Source organism: Streptomyces sp. H27-C3 (genome assembly GCF_030063415.1).
GTDB lineage: Bacteria > Actinomycetota > Actinomycetes > Streptomycetales > Streptomycetaceae > Streptomyces.
Map to the genome: position 1 here is coordinate 1 of NZ_JASITA010000051.1, position 20,716 is coordinate 20,716.

General features: G+C 70.9%; 18 protein-coding genes. 7 read left to right on the forward strand and 11 right to left on the reverse strand.

What is annotated here, in order from left to right:
* Window positions 1-801 precede the first annotated feature (801 nt).
* The gene (trpS, locus tag QMK30_RS33675; RefSeq protein ID WP_283522137.1) at window positions 802-1,800 is read left to right on the forward strand and encodes a tryptophan--tRNA ligase; all 999 of its coding nucleotides are present in this window, start codon (window positions 802-804) and stop codon (window positions 1,798-1,800) included.
* Here the strand turns inward: trpS and QMK30_RS33680 are convergent.
* Window positions 1,767-2,753: a GlxA family transcriptional regulator gene (locus tag QMK30_RS33680; protein WP_283522177.1), complete on the reverse strand. Its 987-nt coding sequence runs from the start codon at window positions 2,751-2,753 to the stop codon at window positions 1,767-1,769. The two genes, trpS and QMK30_RS33680, sit on opposite strands and share 34 nt — an antisense overlap.
* A 153-nt stretch (window positions 2,754-2,906) precedes the next feature.
* Here QMK30_RS33680 and QMK30_RS33685 point away from each other — a divergent pair, with 153 nt between their 5' ends.
* On the forward strand, window positions 2,907-3,635 hold the full coding sequence (locus tag QMK30_RS33685; RefSeq protein WP_283522138.1) for an isochorismatase family protein: 729 nt from the start codon (window positions 2,907-2,909) through the stop codon (window positions 3,633-3,635).
* Between the two features lie 51 nt (window positions 3,636-3,686).
* Here QMK30_RS33685 and proC read toward each other — a convergent pair whose 3' ends face one another.
* The 3 genes from proC to QMK30_RS33700 form a co-directional block, all read right to left on the reverse strand.
* On the reverse strand, window positions 3,687-4,496 hold the full coding sequence (gene proC / locus QMK30_RS33690; protein WP_283522139.1) for a pyrroline-5-carboxylate reductase: 810 nt from the start codon (window positions 4,494-4,496) through the stop codon (window positions 3,687-3,689).
* 191 nt (window positions 4,497-4,687) lie between these two features.
* A complete protein-coding gene (locus tag QMK30_RS33695; protein WP_283522140.1) occupies window positions 4,688-5,425 on the reverse strand; it encodes an ABC transporter permease in 738 nt (245 codons plus the stop codon).
* A complete protein-coding gene (locus QMK30_RS33700; protein WP_283522141.1) occupies window positions 5,422-6,213 on the reverse strand; it encodes an ABC transporter ATP-binding protein in 792 nt (263 codons plus the stop codon). Before QMK30_RS33700 ends, QMK30_RS33695 begins: the two co-directional genes overlap by 4 nt.
* Window positions 6,214-6,549: 336 nt before the next feature.
* On the opposite strand from QMK30_RS33700, the gene QMK30_RS33705 reads away from it, so the two are divergent.
* Window positions 6,550-6,843, forward strand: a complete 294-nt coding sequence (locus tag QMK30_RS33705) for a hypothetical protein (protein ID WP_283522142.1) — start codon at window positions 6,550-6,552, stop codon at window positions 6,841-6,843.
* A gap of 133 nt (window positions 6,844-6,976) precedes the next feature.
* On the opposite strand, the gene QMK30_RS33710 is transcribed toward QMK30_RS33705, so the two are convergent.
* Together QMK30_RS33710 and QMK30_RS33715 are read right to left on the reverse strand one after the other, a co-directional pair.
* Window positions 6,977-7,489, reverse strand: coding sequence for a hypothetical protein (locus tag QMK30_RS33710; protein WP_283522143.1), 513 nt, complete (start codon window positions 7,487-7,489; stop codon window positions 6,977-6,979).
* Between the two features lie 537 nt (window positions 7,490-8,026).
* On the reverse strand, window positions 8,027-8,353 hold the full coding sequence (locus QMK30_RS33715; protein WP_283522144.1) for an SH3 domain-containing protein: 327 nt from the start codon (window positions 8,351-8,353) through the stop codon (window positions 8,027-8,029).
* Window positions 8,354-8,520: 167 nt separating this feature from the next.
* On the opposite strand from QMK30_RS33715, the gene QMK30_RS33720 reads away from it, so the two are divergent.
* Entirely contained in the window at window positions 8,521-10,677 is a 2,157-nt protein-coding gene (locus QMK30_RS33720; RefSeq protein WP_283522145.1) for a protein kinase domain-containing protein, read from the forward strand.
* A gap of 78 nt (window positions 10,678-10,755) precedes the next feature.
* On the opposite strand, the gene ilvD is transcribed toward QMK30_RS33720, so the two are convergent.
* The 4 genes from ilvD to QMK30_RS33740 form a co-directional block, all read right to left on the reverse strand.
* On the reverse strand, window positions 10,756-12,609 hold the full coding sequence (gene ilvD, locus QMK30_RS33725; protein WP_283522146.1) for a dihydroxy-acid dehydratase: 1,854 nt from the start codon (window positions 12,607-12,609) through the stop codon (window positions 10,756-10,758).
* A 150-nt stretch (window positions 12,610-12,759) separates the two neighbouring features.
* Window positions 12,760-13,371: a TetR/AcrR family transcriptional regulator gene (locus QMK30_RS33730; protein ID WP_283522147.1), complete on the reverse strand. Its 612-nt coding sequence runs from the start codon at window positions 13,369-13,371 to the stop codon at window positions 12,760-12,762.
* On the reverse strand, window positions 13,368-14,192 hold the full coding sequence (locus tag QMK30_RS33735; protein ID WP_283522148.1) for a sugar phosphate isomerase/epimerase family protein: 825 nt from the start codon (window positions 14,190-14,192) through the stop codon (window positions 13,368-13,370). The genes QMK30_RS33730 and QMK30_RS33735 overlap by 4 nt, the downstream gene beginning before the upstream one ends.
* Before the next feature lie 20 nt (window positions 14,193-14,212).
* Window positions 14,213-15,148, reverse strand: coding sequence for a Ppx/GppA family phosphatase (locus tag QMK30_RS33740; RefSeq protein ID WP_283522149.1), 936 nt, complete (start codon window positions 15,146-15,148; stop codon window positions 14,213-14,215).
* Between the two features lie 40 nt (window positions 15,149-15,188).
* Here QMK30_RS33740 and QMK30_RS33745 point away from each other — a divergent pair, with 40 nt between their 5' ends.
* The gene (locus QMK30_RS33745; protein ID WP_283522150.1) at window positions 15,189-16,004 is read left to right on the forward strand and encodes a DUF3109 family protein; all 816 of its coding nucleotides are present in this window, start codon (window positions 15,189-15,191) and stop codon (window positions 16,002-16,004) included.
* 23 nt (window positions 16,005-16,027) lie between these two features.
* Here the strand turns inward: QMK30_RS33745 and QMK30_RS33750 are convergent, their stop codons facing one another.
* A complete protein-coding gene (locus QMK30_RS33750; protein ID WP_502963275.1) occupies window positions 16,028-17,785 on the reverse strand; it encodes a BACON domain-containing protein in 1,758 nt (585 codons plus the stop codon).
* A gap of 253 nt (window positions 17,786-18,038) precedes the next feature.
* Between QMK30_RS33750 and radA the strand changes: the two genes are divergently transcribed.
* Window positions 18,039-19,448: a DNA repair protein RadA gene (gene radA, locus QMK30_RS33755; protein ID WP_283522151.1), complete on the forward strand. Its 1,410-nt coding sequence runs from the start codon at window positions 18,039-18,041 to the stop codon at window positions 19,446-19,448.
* A 91-nt stretch (window positions 19,449-19,539) separates the two neighbouring features.
* A complete protein-coding gene (gene disA, locus QMK30_RS33760) occupies window positions 19,540-20,673 on the forward strand; it encodes a DNA integrity scanning diadenylate cyclase DisA (RefSeq protein WP_283522152.1) in 1,134 nt (377 codons plus the stop codon).
* Window positions 20,674-20,716 lie beyond the last annotated feature (43 nt).

The window sequence follows — 20,716 nt, forward strand, 5'->3', positions numbered from 1 at the left end:
GAGTTCTCAAGGAACGGACGCTTCCTTTGGTCCCTTTTCACGGGGCCCTCCGGGCGCTTCCCTTCGGTATTTCGTGTTTCCGACTCTACCAGACGCTTTCGTGTCCGATTCCCCGTCGGCGGGGTGCCTTCCAGGTTCCCGCTTTCGCGTTTCCCTTTCCGGCGATTCCGACTCTATCAGATCCTTTCGGGCCTGATTCCCAGTCAGCGGGCTTTGCCTTTCCGGCTGTTTGGCCGTTCCGACGAGTGAGACTTTAGCGGAATCCTGGCTCCCGAGCTAATCGGGAGCGTTCCTTCGAACGCGGATTCCAGATTTCGCAAAAGTGCGCCAAAACGGGACGACGGCTGTCGTTCGCTCTGGTCAATTTTGCGGAATCGCTGTCCGGGGCCGACCGGGGCCGGTGCTCACGTCGGACAACTCGGAGAACACTACGTAGGCGTCAATGCCCTGTCAACCGAGGGCCTACAGGCTACGCGGGGGCCATGACTTCGCGTACGTGCACCCAGCAGTGGCGGGCCGCCTGACGGCGGCCGGCAGCATGTGCGCACTCAACGGCCGCCGCTTCGGCGGCCGTTTCGCGTTCTCCCTCCGGGAGGTCGGCCGCCGGTAGTGGCGGCTCCGACGAGGAGGTAACGACCTCGGGGGCAATGGAGCGTGGATCAGCGAGCGGCGTCCTGCGGCTTCGCGTCCAAGGCAGAGGAGGGAGGCGACGCGGAGCGTCGTCGACCGACGACAACGCCGGAGGCGGAGTCACAGGACGTCGGGAGCCCGCGCACTATTGCCCCCGAGGTCGTAACAGAGATGACGCGGATCTTCAGCGGGGTCAAGCCCACCGGGCACCTGACGCTGGGCAACTGTCTCGGGGCCGTCCGGCGGTGGGCCGAGGACGATCAGCACCGGGCCGACGCGCTGTTCTGCGTCGTGGACCTGCACGCGCTGACCGTGGAACACGATCCTGCGCGGGTCCGCAGACTCAGTCGCCAGGCGGCGACTCTGCTGCTGGCGGCCGGGCTGAATCCCGCCGTGTGCACCGTGTTCGTACAGAGTCAGGTGGATGAGCACGTGCGGCTCGCGTACGTACTGGAGTGCACGGCCACCGACGGCGAACTGCGGCGGATGATCCAGTACAAGGAGAAGAGCGCCCAGGCGCGGGCTGCCGGGGACGGGGTGCGGCTGTCCTTGCTGACGTATCCGGTGCTCATGGCGGCCGACATCCTGGCCTACGGGACGGACGAGGTTCCTGTGGGCGACGACCAGACGCAGCATGTCGAGCTGACCCGGGATCTCGCGGTCCGTTTCAACCAGCGCTACGGGCACACCTTTGTGGTGCCCAGGGCCACGCGTCCGGTGGTGGCGGCGCGCGTCATGGACCTTCAGGACCCCACTTCGAAGATGGGGAAGTCGCACGCGGCCACCGCCGGGATCGTTTATCTGCTCGATGAGCCCGAAGTGGCTCGAAAGAAGATCATGCGGGCGGTCACCGACAGCGGGAGTGAAGTGGAGTACGACCGGGAGGCCAAGCCCGGTGTCGCGAATCTGCTGGACGTACTCGCGGCGTGTGAGGGCGGGGACCCGGCGGAGCTGGCCGGTGCGTACGCGTCGTACGGGGCCTTGAAGAAGGACACCGCTGACGCTGTTGTCGAGCTGTTGTGTCCCGTGCGCGAGCGGCATGCGGCCTTGACGGCCGACCCCGCATATGTGGACCGCGTACTGAAGGAGGGGGCCGAGCGGGCTCGGGGGATGGCCCGGCCGCGGGTGGATGCCGCCTATCGGGCCATCGGGCTGCGGCCCGCGGGCTGACGGAAGGCGGCGCGGTAGTCGCGTGGGCTGGTGGCGAGGTGGGCGGCGAAGTGCTGGCGCATGGTCACCTCGCTGCCGAAGCCGGCGCGGCGGGCCACCTCGGGGATGGGGTGGTCGGTGCGTTCGAGGAGCTTCTGCGCGGAGGCCAGTCGCTGGGTGATGAGCCAGCGCTGCGGGGTCGTGCCGGTGGTGGCGGTGAAGTGGCGTGCGAAGGAACGGGGGGACATTCCGGCGCGGGCCGCCAGGTCGGGGATGGTGAGCGGCTCGTCGAGGTGGCCCAGCGCGTACGCGCGTACGGAGGCGAGTGCGTCGGCGTCGCGGTCCGCGCGGGGGGTCGGTTGCTCGATGAACTGGGCCTGGGTGCCGGTGCGGAACGGGGCCGTGACCATCGAGCGCGCGATGGCCGCGGCGGCCTCGGCGCCGTGGGCCGCACGGACCAGGTGCAGGCAGAGGTCGATGCCGGCGGCGGTGCCTGCCGAGGTCCAGATGTTGTCGTCCTCGATATAGAGGGAGTCGGGGACGACGGTGACGTGGGGGTGGTGGGTGCGGAGGAGGTGCGTGAGGTTCCAGTGAGTGATGGCCCGGCGGCCGTCGAGCAGCCCGGCCTGGGCGAGGGTGAAGGCACCCCCGCAGAGGGCGGCGATCGGGGTGCCTCGGGCGTGGGCGCGGCGGAGCGCGTCGAGGACCCGTGGCGGGGCCGGGGCGAGGTGGTCGTCGAGGCCGGGGACAACGATCAGGTCGGCGTTGGCGAGCCAGGCGAGCGCGCGGTCCGGGGCGAGGGTGAGGCCGCCGCGCATGGGGACGGGGGTCCGGTCCTCGGCGACGCGGCGCAGAGCGAAGTCCGGGACGCCGCGATCGGTGCGGTCCACGCCCCAGACCTCAGTGATGACGGAGACGTCGAAGGCTCGGATGCCGGGGAAGGCTAGGAGCGCGATGCGGGAGGTCGGACGAATCGTCGGACGACTCTTCGGCCGACCCGTCGGTTGCGGAGTCGCCTGGGGCTTCGGCTTGCGCGTCGCCCTGAGAGTCACCTTGGCAGTAAAGCATCGATCGATGGCTTTTTGTTGTATGGGCGGTGGGGGGGTCGGCGCGGCAGCATCGTTCCTATGGAGAACGCAGAGAACGCAGAGAACGCAGGGATCTCAGGGATCTCAGAGAACGCCACGCTGGTGGTTGTCGACGTACAGAAGGGATTCGAGGAGGAGGAGCACTGGGGGGTGCGGAACAATCCGGCGGCCGACGACAACATCGCCGCGCTGATCGACGTATGGCAGGCGACGGAGCGGCCCGTGGTGTTCGTACGGCACGACTCGCTGAAGCCCGGGTCGCCGCTGCGGGTGGGGTACGAGGGGAACGGCTTCAAGGAGTACGTGGAGAGGAGGCGGGGGAAGGGCGCGGCAGCGGGCGGGGGCGAGCTGTTCGTGACGAAGAGTGTGAACTCCGCGTTCTACGGGACGCCGGACCTGGATGCGTGGCTGCGGGGTGGCGCGGGGCGCGGTGTGGGTGGGAATGCCGCGCGCGGTGCGGGTGGCGAATTGAGTGCCGCTTGTGGGCCGCGGGGGCAGTTGGTGGTGGCCGGGATTCAGACCAACATGTGCGCGGAGACCACGGCCCGGATGGGCGGGAATCTCGGGTACGAGGTGTTCTTCGCGCTGGATGCGACGTACACCTTCGACGCGGTGGGGCCGTGGGGGTGGACGTTGAGCGCGGACGAGCTGGCGCGGGCCACCGCGGTGTCACTGCACGGCGGTGGGTTCGCGACGGTGGTACGTACTGAAGAGCTTGTGCGGGCAGCGGGCTCAGTGCGGGCAGCGGGCTCGGTGGATGGGTATTAGTTGGGTGGTGCTGGTGGGCTGCATGCGGGTGGCCGCACGCACGCAGCCGGGTCAGCCGTTCCCCGAGGCCAGTTCGCGGCTGCGGTCCCGGGCCGCTTCCAGCGCGGCGATGAGGGCCGCTCGTACACCGTGGTTCTCCAGCTCGCGGATCGCGTTGATCGTCGTACCTGCGGGGGACGTGACCGCCTCGCGGAGCTTCACCGGGTGCTCGCCGCTGTCGCGGAGCATCACCGAGGCGCCGACAGCTGCCTGGACGATGAGGTCGTGCGCCTTGTCGCGGGGCAGGCCCAGGAGGATGCCGGCGTCGGTCATCGCCTCGACGAGGAAGTAGAAGTACGCCGGGCCCGAACCGGAGAGTGCGGTGGCCGCGTCCTGCTGGGACTCGGGGACGCGCAGGGTCTTGCCTACGCCGCCGAAGATCTCCTCGGTGTGGAGGAGGTGCTCGGGGGTCGCGTGGCTGCCGGCCGAGATGACCGACATGGCCTCGTCGACGAGAGCGGGGGTGTTCGTCATGACCCGGACGACGGGGGTATTCGGGGCGAGACGCTCTTCGAAGAACGCGGTGGGGATGCCCGCGGCGCCACTGATGACGAGGCGGTTCGCGGGGACGTGCGGGGCGAGCTCGTCGAGGAGCTTGCCCATGTCCTGCGGCTTCACCGTGAGGATGAGGGTGTCGGCGCGCTTGGCGGCCTCGGCGTTGGTGACGGGCTCCACGCCGTAGCGGGTGCGGAGCTCTTCGGCGCGTTCGGGGCGGCGAGTGGTGACCAGGAGGTCGGCGGGGCGCCAGCCCGCTCGGATCATTCCGCTGAGCAGCGCTTCGCCGATTTTTCCGGTGCCTAGGAATGCGACTGTCTGGGTCATGCGGTCACCTCGCCGGTGGGGTGCGTGTGCTGCGTGCGGGGCCCTGGAGCCCTGAAGCCCTGAAGTGGGTTCCTGGTGCGGGGCCCCGGGGTGCGTGTCCTGGACATCTTCGCATCGGGGGTGGTGGGTGGGGGTGGGTGTCCGGTGGGCGGAACGGGGGTGCGGGGTGTGTGCGTGGGTCGGGGATTGTTCTACGCCGTGCGGCGGCGGAGCGTTGCTGCTCCCAGGGTCAGGACCAAGAGCGCGCAGGCCGCCACGATGGATGCGTCTCGGGCGAATGCAGCCGTTACCTCCGAGTGGCGCAGCACCTCGTTCATACCGTCCACCGCGTACGACATGGGCAGGACGTTGGAGATCGCTTCCAAGACCGGTTGCATCTGGTCGCGGGGGGTGAACAGGCCACACAGGAGGAGTTGGGGGAAGACCACCGCCGGCATGAACTGCACCGCCTGGAATTCCGAGGCTGCGAAGGCCGACACGAACAGGCCGAGCGCCGTGCCGAGCAGTGCGTCCAGCAGCGCGATCAGCAGCAGGAGCCACGGGGAGCCCGCCACGTCCAGGTCGAGCAGCCACAGCGACAGGCCGGTGGCCAGCGCGGACTGGACGACCGCGAGTGCGCCGAAGGCCAGCGCGTAACCCGCGATCAGGTCGCCCTTGCCGAGCGGCATGGCGAGCAGCCGCTCCAGGGTGCCCGAGGTGCGTTCGCGCAGGGTCGCGATGGACGTCACCAGGAACATCGTGATCAGCGGGAAGATGCCGAGCAGCGAAGCTCCGATGGAGTCGAAGGTCCCCGGGCTCGCGTCGAAGACGAAGCGCAACAAGGTGATCATCACGACCGGGATGAGGATCAGCAGCGCGATGGTCCGTGGGTCGTGGCGGAGTTGGGCCAGGACGCGGGCGGCGGTGGCGAGGGTGCGGGATGCGTTCATCGAGCTTGCTCCTGGAGGGCGTCCACCTGGTCGACCAGGTGGAGGAAGGCCTCTTCGACCGTCTCGGTGTGGGTGCGGGAGCGCAGCGTTTCGGGTGTGTCGTCGGCCAGGATCACGCCCTCGCGCATGAGGAGGAGGCGGTGGCAGCGCTCGGCCTCGTCCATGACGTGCGAGGAGACCAGGATCGTGGCGCCGCGGTCGGCCGCGATGGAGTGGAAGAGGCTCCACAGGTCGCGGCGCAGGACCGGGTCGAGGCCGACGGTCGGTTCGTCGAGCACGAGCAGCTCGGGCGTGCCCAGCAGTGCGACCGCCAGTGAGACCCGGCTGAGCTGACCACCGGAGAGGTTGCCTGCCAGGGAGTCGGCATGCGAGGTGAGGTCCACGTCGGAGATGGCGCGGGTGACGGCCTCGTGGCGGCCGTCCCGGTGGGTGCGGCCGGGTTGCAGGACGGCCGCGAAGTAGTCGAGATTCTGGCGGACCGTCAGGTCGGCGTAGACGGAAGGCGCTTGGGTGACGTAGCCGATGCGGGGGCGGAGCGCGGCGTCGCCCGCCGGGAGGCCGAGGACTTCGAGGGTGCCGGTGACTTTGGCCTGGGTGCCCACGACGGCGCGCATCAGGGTGGACTTTCCGCAGCCGGACGGGCCGAGGAGGCCGGTGATACGGCCGCGGGTCACGGCGAAGTCGAGTCCGTGCAGGACGGTGCGGGGGCCACGTACGACGGTGAGATCGCGGGCCTCGATGGCAGCCCCCGCTGCCGGGGCGGCGGATCCGGAGACATAATTCATCATGCGTTGAATAATGCTCCTGGAGCGCGGTCGCGTCAAGAACCAGCGGTGGGGCAAGGGCGTCCCCCATGGTGTTCCGGGCGGCGGCGCGTGGAGCGTCGAGCGTCGAGCGTCGAGCGTCGAGCGTCGAGCGTCGAGCGTCGAGCGTCGAGGTTGACGCAAAACGGTGAAATCTCGAAAGCCGAGCGGCGCAGTCTCGTTGTCGCGTAAGCGACTCTCGGGCCGTGGCGGAGCGCCGCCGGGGTCGGTGCGCCGGGTGGCGGCGTCACGTTCACGGCCGGTGCGATCGGCCGCGGGTTCGGCACCGGCGTATCGACCGGTTCGCTGTCCGTCGCGCTGATGCTGTTCTTCCTGGTCGGCGTCGCCGGTGCGGCGCTCGGCGGTCGGCAGGGCGCGCCCGCGGACCGCCGGATACGGCGCTGGGCGGCGACCCACCCGTGGCGGGTCGTCGCCGTGCCCGCCGCGCTGCTGGTCGTCACCGATCTGGTCGTGCGGCAGGCCCCCTTGGCCGAAGGATTCTTCGGCAGCCTGTGGGACGGGTTGCGGCGGGGCGCGCTGACGTTGGGTGCAGTGGATGCAGTGGATGCAGTGGATGCAGTGGTGGGTGGGGTGGCTTCGGCGCGGGTTGCGTGAGCGGGGAGTGGAGGGGAGAGCCCCAGGGGTGCTGGGTGCGGGGGTCCGGGTGGAGTGCCGCTGGGTGCGGGCGTGAACGCGGCGCCGCGGGCGGGCACCTCCCGCTGCTTGCCTGGCGGGAACCCCGGCGGGGTTACTTTCGCTTGGGCTTCTTCTTGCGGGCGGCCGGGTTGCCGGTGCGGGTGCCTCGGCGGCGCTCGTACTGGGTGAGAGCCGTCTCGTACTCACCGCGGCGCAGCTTCTCGCCCGGGGCCTCGGCCAGCGAGCGGAAGAAGTACGCGAGCAGGCTGCCGATGAAGCCGATGCCCTTGAGGCTGCGCAGCGATGCCTCGGTGCTGGGGTCGGGGCGGCGCGAGTATCCCTCCCAGGTGCGGCGGAATGCGATCGCGCTGCAGATCGCGAACATCACGACGACCAGGAGACTGACCCAGCCGCCGATCTCGGCGATCTCCAGCCCCTGGTAGGCGAAGCGCAGCACGAAGCAGGCGGCGACGGTCAGCGCCAGCGAGCCGAGCGCGACTCCGGCGCGGCGCAGGGCGTAGCCGTTGTCGTGGCCGACCCAGGCCGTGCCGAAGAATCGGATGGGCTCGGGGCGGGGGCCGGCGGGGGTCTCGCCGGTCGTGGTGTCGTCCGTGTTCTCGCTCACGAGGGCGATTATCCCCCGTGGTGGGGGTGGGGATGTGCGGGTGCGGGTGCGGGTGCGGCGCTGTTCCCCTACCCGCCCCTTCCCGCTGTGTCATTTTGCGGCTGCCGCCCCGTGGTGGGGCTCCGCCCCAGACCCGGTCCGCAAACGCCGGACAGGCTGAAGTGGGCGGGATCGGACCGGGTGGGGTGGGGTGGGGTGGGGTGGGAGTGCCCGACCCACCTGCCGGTCCCGGTCCTCAAACGCCGGACGGCTGGAATGGGCGGGCGAGACGTGGCCGGGTGCGACGGAGGTAACCCGGATCACTTGCCGGTTCCCGTCCTCGAACCCCGAACGGCTGAGGTGCGCCGGGCCAGGCCGCGCGGGGTGCGTTCTCAACGGTCGGCCCACCTGCCCGTCCGCGACCCCGGACCGGCTGCGAGTGGCCAGGGTGGGCGGAGCGGCGGCGAGTCCCCCGACGCCCCCCCCCCCCTTCTCCCCCCCCCACCCCCCGCAACCGCTCAGCCAGGCCGCTCCACCCAGCAGTTGGGGTTGTGGTCGTCAGGAACAGTGCGGGGCGACGTAGCCGTCGCTGCCCGTCTTGATGTACGAGTCCGAGACGAACTGGCCGTTCCCTATGTTCGACCAGAGGTTCGTCGTGCCGTACGGGCCGGACACTCTGGTACCCGGGCACTGGCAGTTGATCGGCACCCGGGCGCCGTACGGCAGGACCTTGACCACTCCGTAGCTCGTGCCGGGGCCACTGCGTACGTTCACCCGGTGACCGGGAGCTACCGGGTACCGCAGCGCCGTTGCCGCGGAGGTGGTCTCCTCCGTGCTGGTCTCGGCTCCGGCCGCCTTGTCCGCGTTGATTCCTGCGGTGTCCATCGTGTCTCTTGTTTCTCCAACAGCCATCGGACTCTCCCCCGTTGATGTTCACTCTCCGTGTGTGCCACGCAGGCTAGCAAGCCCCACCGACATCGCACGCATCATCGACTAGGCTCCGTGCGTCGCGCTCGCGGACGAACAGCCGACGAACTACACGGGGGTGGGCGATGCCGCCGCTGCGCAGCATCGGGACGGGACCGGAAGCGGAGCTGCCGGAACAGCCGGAGTACGCCGGGCAGTACCGGCTGGAGTCCGTAATCGGCTCCGGTGGCATGGGTGTGGTCCATCTGGCCACGTCCGCCTCCGGGTTGCGCCTGGCCGTGAAGGTGGTGCACGCCGGGTACGCGCAGGATCCCGAGTTCAGGGCCCGTTTCCGGCAGGAGGTCACAGCTGCTCGGCGGGTGAGCGGGGCCTTCACCGCGCCCGTCGTCGACGCGGCGGCCGACGCCGAACGGCCCTGGATGGCCACGCTGTTCATCGAAGGTCCCACCCTCGCCGAACGCGTCAAGCGGAATGGGCCGCTGCCCCCCGAGGAGTTGTTCAGACTCGGCGCCGGGCTGGCCGAGTCGCTGCGTGACATTCATCGTGTCGGCGTGGTGCACCGCGATCTCAAGCCGAGCAATGTGTTGTTGGCCGCCGACGGGCCCAAGGTCATCGACTTCGGTATATCGCGGCCGACGGACAGCGATCTGCGTACGGAGACGGGCAAGCTGATCGGTACGCCGCCGTTCATGGCACCCGAGCAGTTCCAGCGCCCGCGTGAAGTGGGTCCGGCTGCCGACGTGTTCGCGATGGGCGCCGTGCTGGTGCACGCCGCGACCGGGCGCGGCCCCTTCGACTCGGACAGCCCGTACATCGTCGCGTATCAAGTGGTGCACAACGAGCCGGACTTGGCAGGCGTGCCGGACGTACTGATTCCGCTGATCACGCGCTGCCTGGCGAAGGATCCCGCCGACCGGCCCACCCCGGACGAGCTGATGGCCGCGCTGCGGTCCGCCGGGTACCGGACGGCCGACGACACCCAGGGCTTCGTGGCGGGGGAGCCGCCACCCACCGCCGCTCCCCCGGCCGTCACGCCCCCACCCGGCGTGCCCCCGCGCCGAGTTTCCCGTCGGCGGGCCGTGCTCGGCGTGGCTCTGGCGTTGCTGCTCACCGGCGGGGCCTACGGCGTACATGCCATGGCGGCGGGCGATCCCCCCGATCAGCGCCTGCCCACCGTGCAGGGGGAGGAAAAAAAGGGGGAGAAGGAGCAGGCGCCTCGGGCGTGGGACGTCTCGGTGCGGTCCGGTGGTGAGAACAACACGCCCGCCTGCTCGTACGCCGGCCACGCCCTCTACTGCAACGCCCCCGGCATCAAGGCCTCCCGGCTCAGCCCCGCTTACGGCGCCACCGTCTGGTCGAAGAAGGCCGCCGGCTCGTCCCAACGCGCCGGGCAGGACCGCACTCCCGTGCTTTCCGGCGGGCTGCTTCAGGTCGTCGCACCGGGCGGGGAGTGGTTGGAGGCCCTCGATCCGAAGTCCGGCGCGAAACGCTGGAGCATCGGCATCTCCGCGTACCCCACCGTCGTGCACACCGAGCGATCCGTGCTCCTGATGACCGCGGACGGCACAGTCCAAGCCGTCAGCAACACCACGGGCAAATCGCGCTGGACCGAGCGGCGCGGGGGGCTCGGCACGCAGTGGGTGGCGTCGCCCGGCGGCGGTCCCGCGCTTTCCGTCACGCCCTCGGCCGACGGTACGTCCAGCACGGTCGGCGCGGTCGATCCGGACAGCGGCGCCGTGCTGTGGGAGGAGCGGCTGGACGGGATGCTCAGCCCGGTGGCCGTGTCGGGCGGCGCCCTGTTCCTGCTGGCGTACGACACCGACTCCCTGACCAACGCGGTCGTACGTCTCGGCACCGCACCCGGCGGCCGCACCGCCCGGCGCGTCCCGCTCGTCACCCCGCTCGACCAGGCGCAGGCCTCGGTGCACGGGGACACGATGTATGTGTTCGGGGCCGGGGGCTCGCTGCTCGCCGTCGACACGCGGCGCACCGGCGGCGCGCAGGACGCCCAGCGGTGGCGGCTCGAAACGTCGGTCAGCCGGGCTTCGCAGCCGGTCGCGACCCGGGACCGGGTGTACCTGGCCGCGGCTGACGGGCGGCTCCTGGCGGTGGACGCGGCGGACGGCGCGCTGCTTGGGCAGAGCAAGCCGCGGATGGACGGGGGGCGGCAGACGTTCACGCCGACCCTTCCGGCGCCGGTCGCCGTCGGGGACAGGGTCTTCGCGACCGCTCCCGACGGGGCGGTCTTCGCCCTGGACGCGAAGGACCCGGCAGGCTGGTAAGAGCGGCCCAGCGAGGGCGGGCCGATGAGGGCGGGCCGATGAGGGCGGGGGGCGAGACCGTCCCCCGCCCCCCGGGGCTCAGCCGCCCAGCATCGAGACGTCGCGGACCGCGCCCTTGTCCGCGCTGGTCGCCATCGCGGCGTACGCCCGCAGTGCGGCCGAGACCTTGCGGTCCCGGTTCTTCGGCTCGTACACGCCACCGAGCGCCTCGCGGCGCGTTGCCAGCTCCTCGTCCGCGACGACCAGCTCGATCGTCCGGTTGGGGATGTCTACGCGGATGCGGTCGCCGTTCTCGACGAGCGCGATCGTGCCGCCCGACGCGGCCTCCGGCGACGCGTGGCCGATCGACAGGCCCGACGTACCGCCGGAGAAGCGGCCGTCCGTCACCAGCGCGCAGACCTTGCCGAGGCCCAGGCCTTTGAGGAAGGACGTCGGGTAGAGCATCTCCTGCATGCCGGGGCCGCCCTTGGGGCCCTCGTAACGGATGACGACAACATCGCCCGGCTCGATCTCCTTGCGGAGGATCTTGTCGACGGCCTCGTCCTGCGACTCGCAAACGACGGCCGGGCCCTCGAAGGTCCAGATGGACTCGTCGACGCCGGCGGTCTTCACGACGCAGCCGTCCTCGGCCAGGTTGCCCTTGAGGACGGCCAGGCCGCCGTCCTTGGAGTAGGCGTGCTCGATGTCGCGGATGCAGCCGCCGGCCGCGTCCAGGTCCAGGGTCGCCCAGCGCTCGGACTGGGAGAAGGCGGTCGCGGAGCGGACACAGCCGGGGGCCGCGTGCCACATCTCGACGGCCTCGGCGGACGGTGAGCCGCCGCGCACGTCCCAGGTCTTGACCCAGTCGGCGAGCGAGGCGGAGTGCACCGAGTGCACGTCCTCGTTCAGCAGCCCGCCGCGGTAGAGCTCACCGATGATCGCGGGGATGCCGCCGGCCCGATGCACGTCCTCCATGTAGTACGTGCCGCCGGGCGCCACGTTCGGAGCGACCTTGGCCAGGCACGGGACGCGGCGGGAGACCTCGTTGATGTCGTCGAGGTCGTAGTCCAGCTCGGCCTCCTGCGCCGCGGCGAGCAGGTGCAGGATCGTGTTGGTCGAGCCGCCCATGGCGATGTCCATGGCCATGGCGTTGTCGAAGGCGGCGCGGGTGCCGATGGTGCGCGGCAGGACCGTCTCGTCGTTCTGCTCGTAGTAGCGCTTGGTGATGTCGACGACCGTGCGGCCGGCCTGCTCATACAGCCTCTTACGGGCGGTGTGCGTGGCCAGCACCGAGCCGTTGCCCGGCAGGGACAGGCCGAGGACCTCGGTCAGGCAGTTCATCGAGTTGGCGGTGAACATGCCCGAACAGGAGCCGCAGGTCGGGCAGGCGTTCTCCTCGATACGGAGCATGTCCTCGTCGGAGACCGACTCGTCGACCGCGTCCGAGATCGCGTTGATCAGGTCGAGCTTGCGGACCGTGCCGTCGACGAGAGTGGCCTTGCCGGCCTCCATCGGGCCGCCGGAGACGAAGACGGTCGGGATGTTGAGGCGCATCGCGGCCATCAGCATGCCCGGCGTGATCTTGTCGCAGTTGGAGATGCAGATCAGCGCGTCCGCGCAGTGCGCCTCGACCATGTACTCGACGGAGTCGGCGATCAGGTCGCGCGAAGGCAGCGAGTAGAGCATCCCGGCGTGGCCCATCGCGATGCCGTCGTCGACGGCGATCGTGTTGAACTCGCGGGGCACCGCGCCCGCCGCCAGGATCGCCTCGGACACGATCCGGCCGACCGGGGCGAGGTGGGTGTGGCCGGGCACGAACTCGGTGAAGGAGTTGGCGACCGCGATGATCGGCTTGCCGATGTCCGCGCTCGCTACGCCCGATGCCCGCATAAGGGCGCGCGCACCCGCCATGTTGCGGCCGTGGGTGACTGTGCGGGACCTCAGCTCGGGCATCGTCGCTCGCTCCTTCAGCAGATATGGGGCTCATGGATCGCGTACAAGACTGCTGTCGAGCGTACGCCCGTATCCAGGACCTGGACAGCTTGTCCGAAATGCGGGACGGAGTGCTCAGACTTCGGTCAGGTGCCGGTGGATCGTCCGCACTCAGTCCTCGGTCAGGTATCGCTGGAGCGTCGGCGCCACCAGGGCGACGATCTCCTCCGTGTCGACGCTCGCCATCGGCTCCACCTTCACGACGTACCGCAGGATCGCGATCCCGATCATGTGCGAGGCGGCCAGCTCCGCGCGGAAGGTCGGGTTCGGTACGTCGAGATCCGCCGCGATCCGCTCCAGGAGGCGGCGCAGTACGAACGTACGCAGCACCTTCGCCGCCGCCTCGTTCGTCAGCGCGGACCGTACGACCGCGAGCAGCGGGGCCCGCGTCACCGGGTTCTCCCAGACGCCGATGAAGTACCGGGCCAGCCGCTCCCCCAGGCCGTCCGTGCTCTGGCCGATGACCGCCGGCAGCACCAGCGCGGGCTCGAAGGACATCTCGATGGCTGCGGCGAAGATGTCGTCCTTCGTACCGAAGTAATGGTGCACGAGCGCCGCGTCGACGCCCGCCGCCTTGGCGATGCCCCGCATGGACGTTTTGTCGTAGCCGCGCTCGGAGAATTCCGTGCGGGCCGCCTGCAGGATGCGCTCGCGGGCGCCGGGGCCCTCGGCGCTCTCGGACCGGGGCGGGCGGCCGCGTCGTCGCGGCGCCGCGTCCGTCATGGCCGCGAGGCTCCGAGCGACGACGCGAGGTGCAGGCGGGTGAAGGCGAGTGCCTCCGCGAGGTCGGCCTCGCGTTCGGCGGAGGACATCGCGCGCCGCGTGTTGACCTCGATGACGACATGGCCGTCGAAGCCGCCGCGCGCGAGGCGCTCGAGCAGTTCCGCGCAGGGCTGATCGCCGCGTCCTGGCACCAGGTGCTCGTCCTTGCCGGAGCCCTTGCCGTCGGCCAGGTGGACGTGGCCGAGCCGGTCGCCCATCCGGTCGATCATGGCCATGGCGTCGCTGCGGGACGTCGCGGTGTGCGACAGGTCGATCGTGAAGTGGCGGTAGTCGTCCTTGGTGACGTCCCAGTCGGGGGCGTACGCGAGCATCTCGCGGTCCTTGTACCGCCACGGGTACATGTTCTCGACGCCGAACCTGATGTCGGTCTCCTCCGCCATCCGCCAGATCCCGGTGACGAAATCGCGTGCGTACTGCCGCTGCCAGCGAAACGGCGGGTGTACGACGACGGTGGACGCACCGAGCTTCTCGGCGGCGGCCCGCGCGCGCTGGAGCTTGGTCCACGGGTCGGTGGACCACACCCGCTGGGTGATCAGCAGGCAGGGCGCGTGGACGGCCAGGATCGGCACGCCGTGATAGTCGGAGAGTCTGCGCAGGGCTTCGATGTCCTGGCTGACGGGGTCCGTCCACACCATGACCTCGACGCCGTCGTAGCCGAGGCGCGCGGCGATCTCGAAGGCCGTCGCCGTCGACTCCGGATAAACGGACGCCGTGGACAGTGCGACCTTCGCATCCGGGATGCGCACCACTGGTTCTGCCACGAGGGACAGCGTACGGGCCATCACCGGATGGTTGGCAGGTGGTCCAGTCTCCGCAGGATGACGCCCTCGCGCAGGGCCCAGGGGCAGATTTCCAGCGTCTCGACCCCGAAGAGGTCCATCGCACCCTCCGCGACCAGGGCTCCGGCCAGCAGTTGGGCGGCCCGGCCGTCCGATACGCCGGGCAGTGTCGCCCGCTGCGCGACCGGCATCGCGGCCAGTTTCGGCACCCACTCCTCCAGTGATCTGCGACTCAGCTCACGTTGCACGTAGAGGCCCTCGGTGGAGCGGGCCGCGCCCGCGATGCGCGCCAGTTGCCGAAATGTCTTGGATGTCGCGACGACATGGTCCGGTTTGCCGAAGCGGCTGAACTCGCCGACGTTACGGGCGATCTGGGCCCGTACATGGCGGCGCAGCGCCTTGACGTCCGCGGCTTCCGGCGGATCACCGGGCAGCCAGCCCGCGGTCAGCCGGCCCGCCCCGAGGGGCAGCGACACCACGGCGTCGGGGTCCTCGTCGATCCCGTACGCGATCTCCAGGGAGCCGCCGCCGATGTCCAGGACAAGGAGCTTGCCCGCCGACCAGCCGAACCAGCGGCGGGCGGCCAGGAACGTCAGCCGCGCCTCCTCCGCGCCGCTCAGCACCTGAAGGTCCACGCCGGTCTCGCGCCTGACCCGGGCCAGCACCTCGTCGGCGTTGGTCGCCTCGCGCACGGCGGAGGTCGCGAAGGACAGGACGTCCTCGCAGCCCTTGTCCTCGGCCGCCTGAAGGGCCTCGGCGACGGTCGTCACCAGCCGGTCGACGCCCTCGGCGCCGATCGCCCCGTCCTCGTCGAGGAGCTCCGCGAGCCGCAGTTCGGCCTTGTGTGAATGCGCGGGAAGCGGGCGCGCGCCGGCGTGCGCGTCGACCACCAGCAGATGAACCGTGTTCGACCCCACGTCGAGGACTCCGAGTCTCATAGGCGGAACGCTACTGCGACGGCGCGCATAGGCTTGTCCCGTGCCAAAGACGAAAAAGGCGAAGCAGGACAAAGCCTCTAAGCAGCCCAAGCAGCCCCAACAGGTTCCCGACGAAAAGGGCCTGGACTTCGCGCGGGCCTGGGTCGAGTTTCCCGATCCCGGCGACGACGAACAGATCTTCCGCTGCGACCTGACCTGGCTGACGTCCCGGTGGAGCTGCATCTTCGGCAGCGGCTGCCAGGGCATCGTGGCGGGCCGGGCCGACGACGGCTGCTGCACGCTGGGCGCTCACTTCTCGGACGAGGACGACGAGAAGCGCGTGGCCGGTCATGTGGCGCGGCTGACACCGGACGTGTGGCAGTTCCACAACGTCGGTACGAAGACGGGCTGGACCCAGACCGACGACGACGGCGAGCGCCAGACGCGGCGCTGGGACGGTTCCTGCATCTTCCAGAACCGGCCGGGCTTCGAGGGCGGCGCGGGCTGTTCGCTGCACATTCTGGCGCTGCGGGAGGGCAAGGAGCCGCTGGAGACCAAGCCGGACGTGTGCTGGCAGCTGCCGGTGCGGCGGACGTACGACTGGATCGAGCGGCCGGACGACACGCGCGTGCTGCAAGTCACCATCGGCGAGTACGACCGCAGGGGCTGGGGCCCCGGCGGCCACGATCTGCACTGGTGGTGCACATCGGCGACATCGGCGCACGGGGCGGGCGATCCGGTGTACGTGACGTACAAGCCGGAGCTCACCGAGCTGATGGGCAAGGCGGCGTACGACCGGCTGGTGGAGCTCTGCCTGGAGCGCCTCGCCGCGCTGCTGCCGATGGCCCCGCACCCGGCCGACCCGGGCACTCCCTGACCTGCTCCACGAGCCCAACCCGCTCAGTCCGACGGCGGCGGTGAGTCCGAAGGGGCCGGCTCCGACGGTGGCGGGTCCGAGGCCGGGGGCGGCGTCGTCGGTTCCGGCGGGGTCGGTGTCGGGTCCGGGTCGGGCGGCGGTGTCGTCGGGTCCGTGGGCGTCGGATCCGGGTCCGGGGGCGGTGTCGTCGGGTCCGTGGGGGGTGTGGGGGTCGGGTCCGGGCGGGGCGGTGGGGTCGTCGGGACCGGCGGGGGGTTCGTCGCGCCCCGGCCGTGGCCCTCGACCGCGATCATCGCGCCCGAAGGACCGATGCCGATTCGGGCGCGCCAGGCGCCCGCCGGCTCCCGCTCATGGTCCACGGAGACGTACAGAGTGATCGATTCTCCAGGGGCCAGGGTGCCCGACGACTGGCTCAGATAGAGCCAGGACGCGTCCGTCCACGCCGACCAGGAAACCGGCGACGAGCCCGACGCGGTCAGCGTGACCACCGTCGTGCTGCCCGCCGACCGCGCCTCCACCGTCAGCCGCCCGGCGGCCTCACCGGGGCGGCCGGGGACGGCCGTACCGCCGCTGATGACCTGCACCGAGACGTCCGGTGAGCGGGTGCCCGGCGTGAAGTCGGAGTCGGGGGTGGGCCGGGCGTTGCCCGCGTTCTCGTATGCGTCGTAGCTCTCGTCGCCGGCCGCGCGGTCGTTCTGATCGCCGTCGCCATCGCCGGGGCCGTCCGCCTCGCTCGCGGCGACGGAGGCGCCGCCCTGGCTCTCACCGGTGAGCGGAGCGCCCCGGTACGCCGCCCAGAGGGCGAACACCGGCGCGGCCACCACGGTCGCCACCAGCGTCGTCGTGACCGCCCTGGTGCGCAGCCGGTCGCGGCGCGCGGCGCGGTCCTTGGGGTCCAGCGGGAAGCCGTCGCGGTCGAACCGGGGCGCGGCGACGCGCACCTTCGGGACGGCCAGCATCGCCGCGTACGCCGCCGACCTGGGCGCCGCGACGACGGGCAGCGCGGCGGGCGCGATGCCCGTACCCGGCCACGGACCGCCCGCCCCGGCCCGCTCGGCGGAGCGCCGGCAGCGGGGGCAGTCGTCGACGTGCCGGACGAGCTCGCGGCGCAGGGCGGTGCCGAGCAGCACCTGGTTGTCGCCGGTCAGCCGGGCCACGATCGGGCAGGTCCCGCCCTCCACGACGGCGAGGGCGGCCCGGGTCCGCTCCACCTCGCAGGCCGCGGCGGCCAGCAGCTCACGGGCCGATGGGTAGTCCATCCCCAGCACGGCGGCGACCTCGCGCGGGCCGAGCCCGTGGCGTACGGCGAGCTCCAGAGCGTCACGCTGCTCGGGGGTCGTGCCGGCCGCCTCGGGCCAGGCCAGCAGGGCGAGTTCGGCGCGGTGGCGGGCGGCGGTCTCCTCGGGGACGGGGCTCACCGGGGCGGGAACGGGCGCGCGACTCCCGGTGTGCGCCCCCTGGCGCCGCCGCCGCTGCTCGGCGAGCTTGCGCAGACAGGCCCACCGCGCGAGGGCGTACAGCCAGGCCTTGCGCTCGGGATCGCCGGACGGACAACGGCCGTGCCTGCGCTCGGAGATGGCCAGTACCTCACCGAGGACCTCGGTGGCTTCGCCGTGGTCGCAGAGCACGGACAGGCAGTAGGTGAACAGGCCGTCCAGATAGGGCTCGTAACGCGTGGGCGGAGCCTGCACGAGCGTGGGCCGGGGCACCCTGTTGCGCGCCCGGTGTGCGCCGGTGGTATCCATGGGCTGCTTGGGCTGCTCCCGCCTGGTGGTCGTCACTCGCAGACCGTAGACAGGGCGGAGCAGGCCCCTTGCGCACCTTGAGTGCTTTTAATCCTTACGGGTGAATGTATCCCTCAAAAGAGGACAGGAATCGCGGATTCCGTGGCCCTGACGCAGACGGGTCCCGAGGTCTTCCGGAGTCCCCCGGAGGGCCCGGCCGCGCGCCGGCCCGGGGGCGGGTGACGCGCAGGGCACCCCTTGGTGACGGCCGTGGTCCGCGGTGTCAGTGGTCACGGCTACGGTTCCCGACATGGCTGCCCGTACGAAATCCACGAAGGACCGACCGTCCTACCGCTGCACCGAGTGCGGTTGGACGGCCGTCAAGTGGCTCGGCCGCTGCCCCGAATGCCAGGCCTGGGGCACGATCGAGGAGACCGGCACGCCCGCGGTACGGACCACCGCGGCCGGGCGGGTGAGCACGGCGGCGCTCCCTATCCGCCAGGTCGACGGCCGCAGCGCGACCGCCCGCTCCACCGGCGTCGACGAGCTGGACCGGGTCCTCGGCGGCGGTCTGGTGCCGGGCGCCGTGGTGCTGCTGGCGGGTGAGCCCGGCGTGGGCAAGTCGACCCTCCTCCTCGATGTGGCCGCCAAGGCGGCGAGCGACGACCACCGCACGCTGTATGTGACGGCCGAGGAGTCCGCGAGCCAGGTGCGGATGCGCGCCGACCGGATCCACGCGCTCAGCGACCACCTCTATCTGGCCGCCGAGACCGACCTGTCCGCCGTCCTCGGCCACCTCGACGCGGTCAAGCCGTCCCTGCTCGTCCTCGACTCGGTGCAGACCGTGGCATCGCCCGAGATCGACGGTGCGCCCGGCGGCATGTCCCAGGTCCGCGAGGTCGCGGGCGCGCTCATCAGGGCGTCCAAGGAGCGCGGTATGTCGACGATACTGGTCGGCCATGTCACCAAGGACGGCGCGATCGCCGGACCGCGCCTGCTGGAGCACCTCGTGGACGTCGTGCTGTCCTTCGAGGGCGACCGGCACGCCAGGCTGCGTCTCGTACGAGGCATCAAGAACCGGTACGGCGCCACCGACGAGGTCGGTTGCTTCGAGCTTCACGACGAGGGCATCACCGGCCTCGCCGACCCGTCCGGGCTGTTCCTGACCCGCCGCGCCGAGGCCGTCCCCGGCACCTGCCTGACCGTCACCCTCGAAGGGCGGCGCCCGCTCGTCGCCGAGGTCCAGGCGCTGACCGTCGACTCGCAGATCCCGTCCCCCCGGCGCACCACATCGGGCCTGGAGACGTCACGGGTGTCGATGATGCTCGCCGTCCTTGAGCAGCGCGGCCGGATCACCGCCCTCGGCAAGCGCGACATCTACAGCGCGACGGTGGGCGGCGTGAAGCTCACCGAGCCCGCCGCCGACCTCGCCATCGCCCTCGCACTGGCCAGCGCGGCGAGCGACACCCCGCTGCCCAAGAATCTGGTCGCGATCGGCGAAGTGGGCCTCGCCGGGGAGGTCAGAAGGGTCACCGGGGTCCAGCGCAGACTCGCCGAGGCACACCGTCTGGGGTTCACGCACGCCCTGGTCCCGAGCGACCCGGGGAAGGTTCCCGCGGGCATGAAGGTCACCGAAGTGGCCGACATGGGAGAGGCTCTGGGAGTGCTTCCGCGCCGGGCTGGCGCACAGGCCCCACGAAGTGAGGATGAGCGCCGGTAGACTTTGCCCTGGTCTCGCCCGTCCGTACGAGTACGCGAGGCGAAGTCCAGTGCCCCAAGGGGCATCGCAACCCCGTGACCGGAGGAGTGCAGTGGCAGCCAACGACCGGGCAACAGCACCCGGAAAGTCCGGCGGAGGCTCCGGTAATGCGGGCATCGAAGCGCTGATGCGCGCCACGCTGAGCGCAGTCGCGCCCGGCAAGGGCCTGCGCGACGGGCTGGAGCGCATTCTCCGCGGCAATACCGGCGGTCTGATCGTCCTTGGTATGGACAAGACCGTCGAGTCCATGTGCACCGGCGGCTTCGTGCTGGACGTGGAGTTCACCGCGACCAGGCTCCGCGAGCTGTGCAAGCTCGACGGTGCGCTGATCCTTGACAAGGACATCACCAAGATTCTGCGGGCCGGCGTCCAGCTGGTCCCGGACGCGTCCATCCCGACCGAGGAGACCGGCACCCGCCACCGCACGGCGGACCGCGTCTCCAAGCAGTGCAACTTCCCGGTGGTCTCGGTCTCCCAGTCAATGCGCCTGATCGCGCTGTACGTCGACGGGGAGCGCCGGGTCCTGGAGGAGTCGGCAGCGATTCTGTCCCGCGCCAACCAGGCGCTGGCCACCCTGGAGCGGTACAAGCTCCGCCTCGACGAAGTCGCGGGCACCCTGTCCGCGCTGGAGATCGAGGACCTGGTGACGGTCCGCGACGTGACGGCCGTGGCGCAGCGCCTGGAAATGGTGCGCCGCATCGCCACCGAGATCGCCGAGTACGTGGTGGAGCTGGGCACCGACGGTCGCCTTCTCTCCCTCCAGCTCGACGAGTTGATCGCGGGCGTCGAGCCGGAGCGGGACCTGGTCGTCCGCGACTACGTCCCGGAGCCGACGGCGAAACGCTCCCGCACGGTCGCCGAAGCGCTGACCGAGCTGGACGCGCTCAGCCACGCCGAGCTGCTCGAACTGCCCACCGTGGCACGGGCACTGGGGCACAGCGGCTCTCCCGAGACGCTGGACTCCGCGGTGTCGCCGCGCGGCTACCGGCTGCTCGCCAAGGTTCCGCGGCTGCCCGGCGCGATCATCGAGCGGCTCGTCGAGCACTTCGGCGGACTGCAGAAGCTGCTCGCCGCGAGCGTCGACGATCTGCAGACGGTCGACGGCGTGGGCGAGGCACGGGCGCGCTCGGTGCGCGAGGGCCTGTCCCGCCTCGCGGAGTCGTCCATCCTGGAGCGGTACGTCTGAGGGACGCCTGAGGGATACCTGAGGGACGCCGACAACGCGTGAG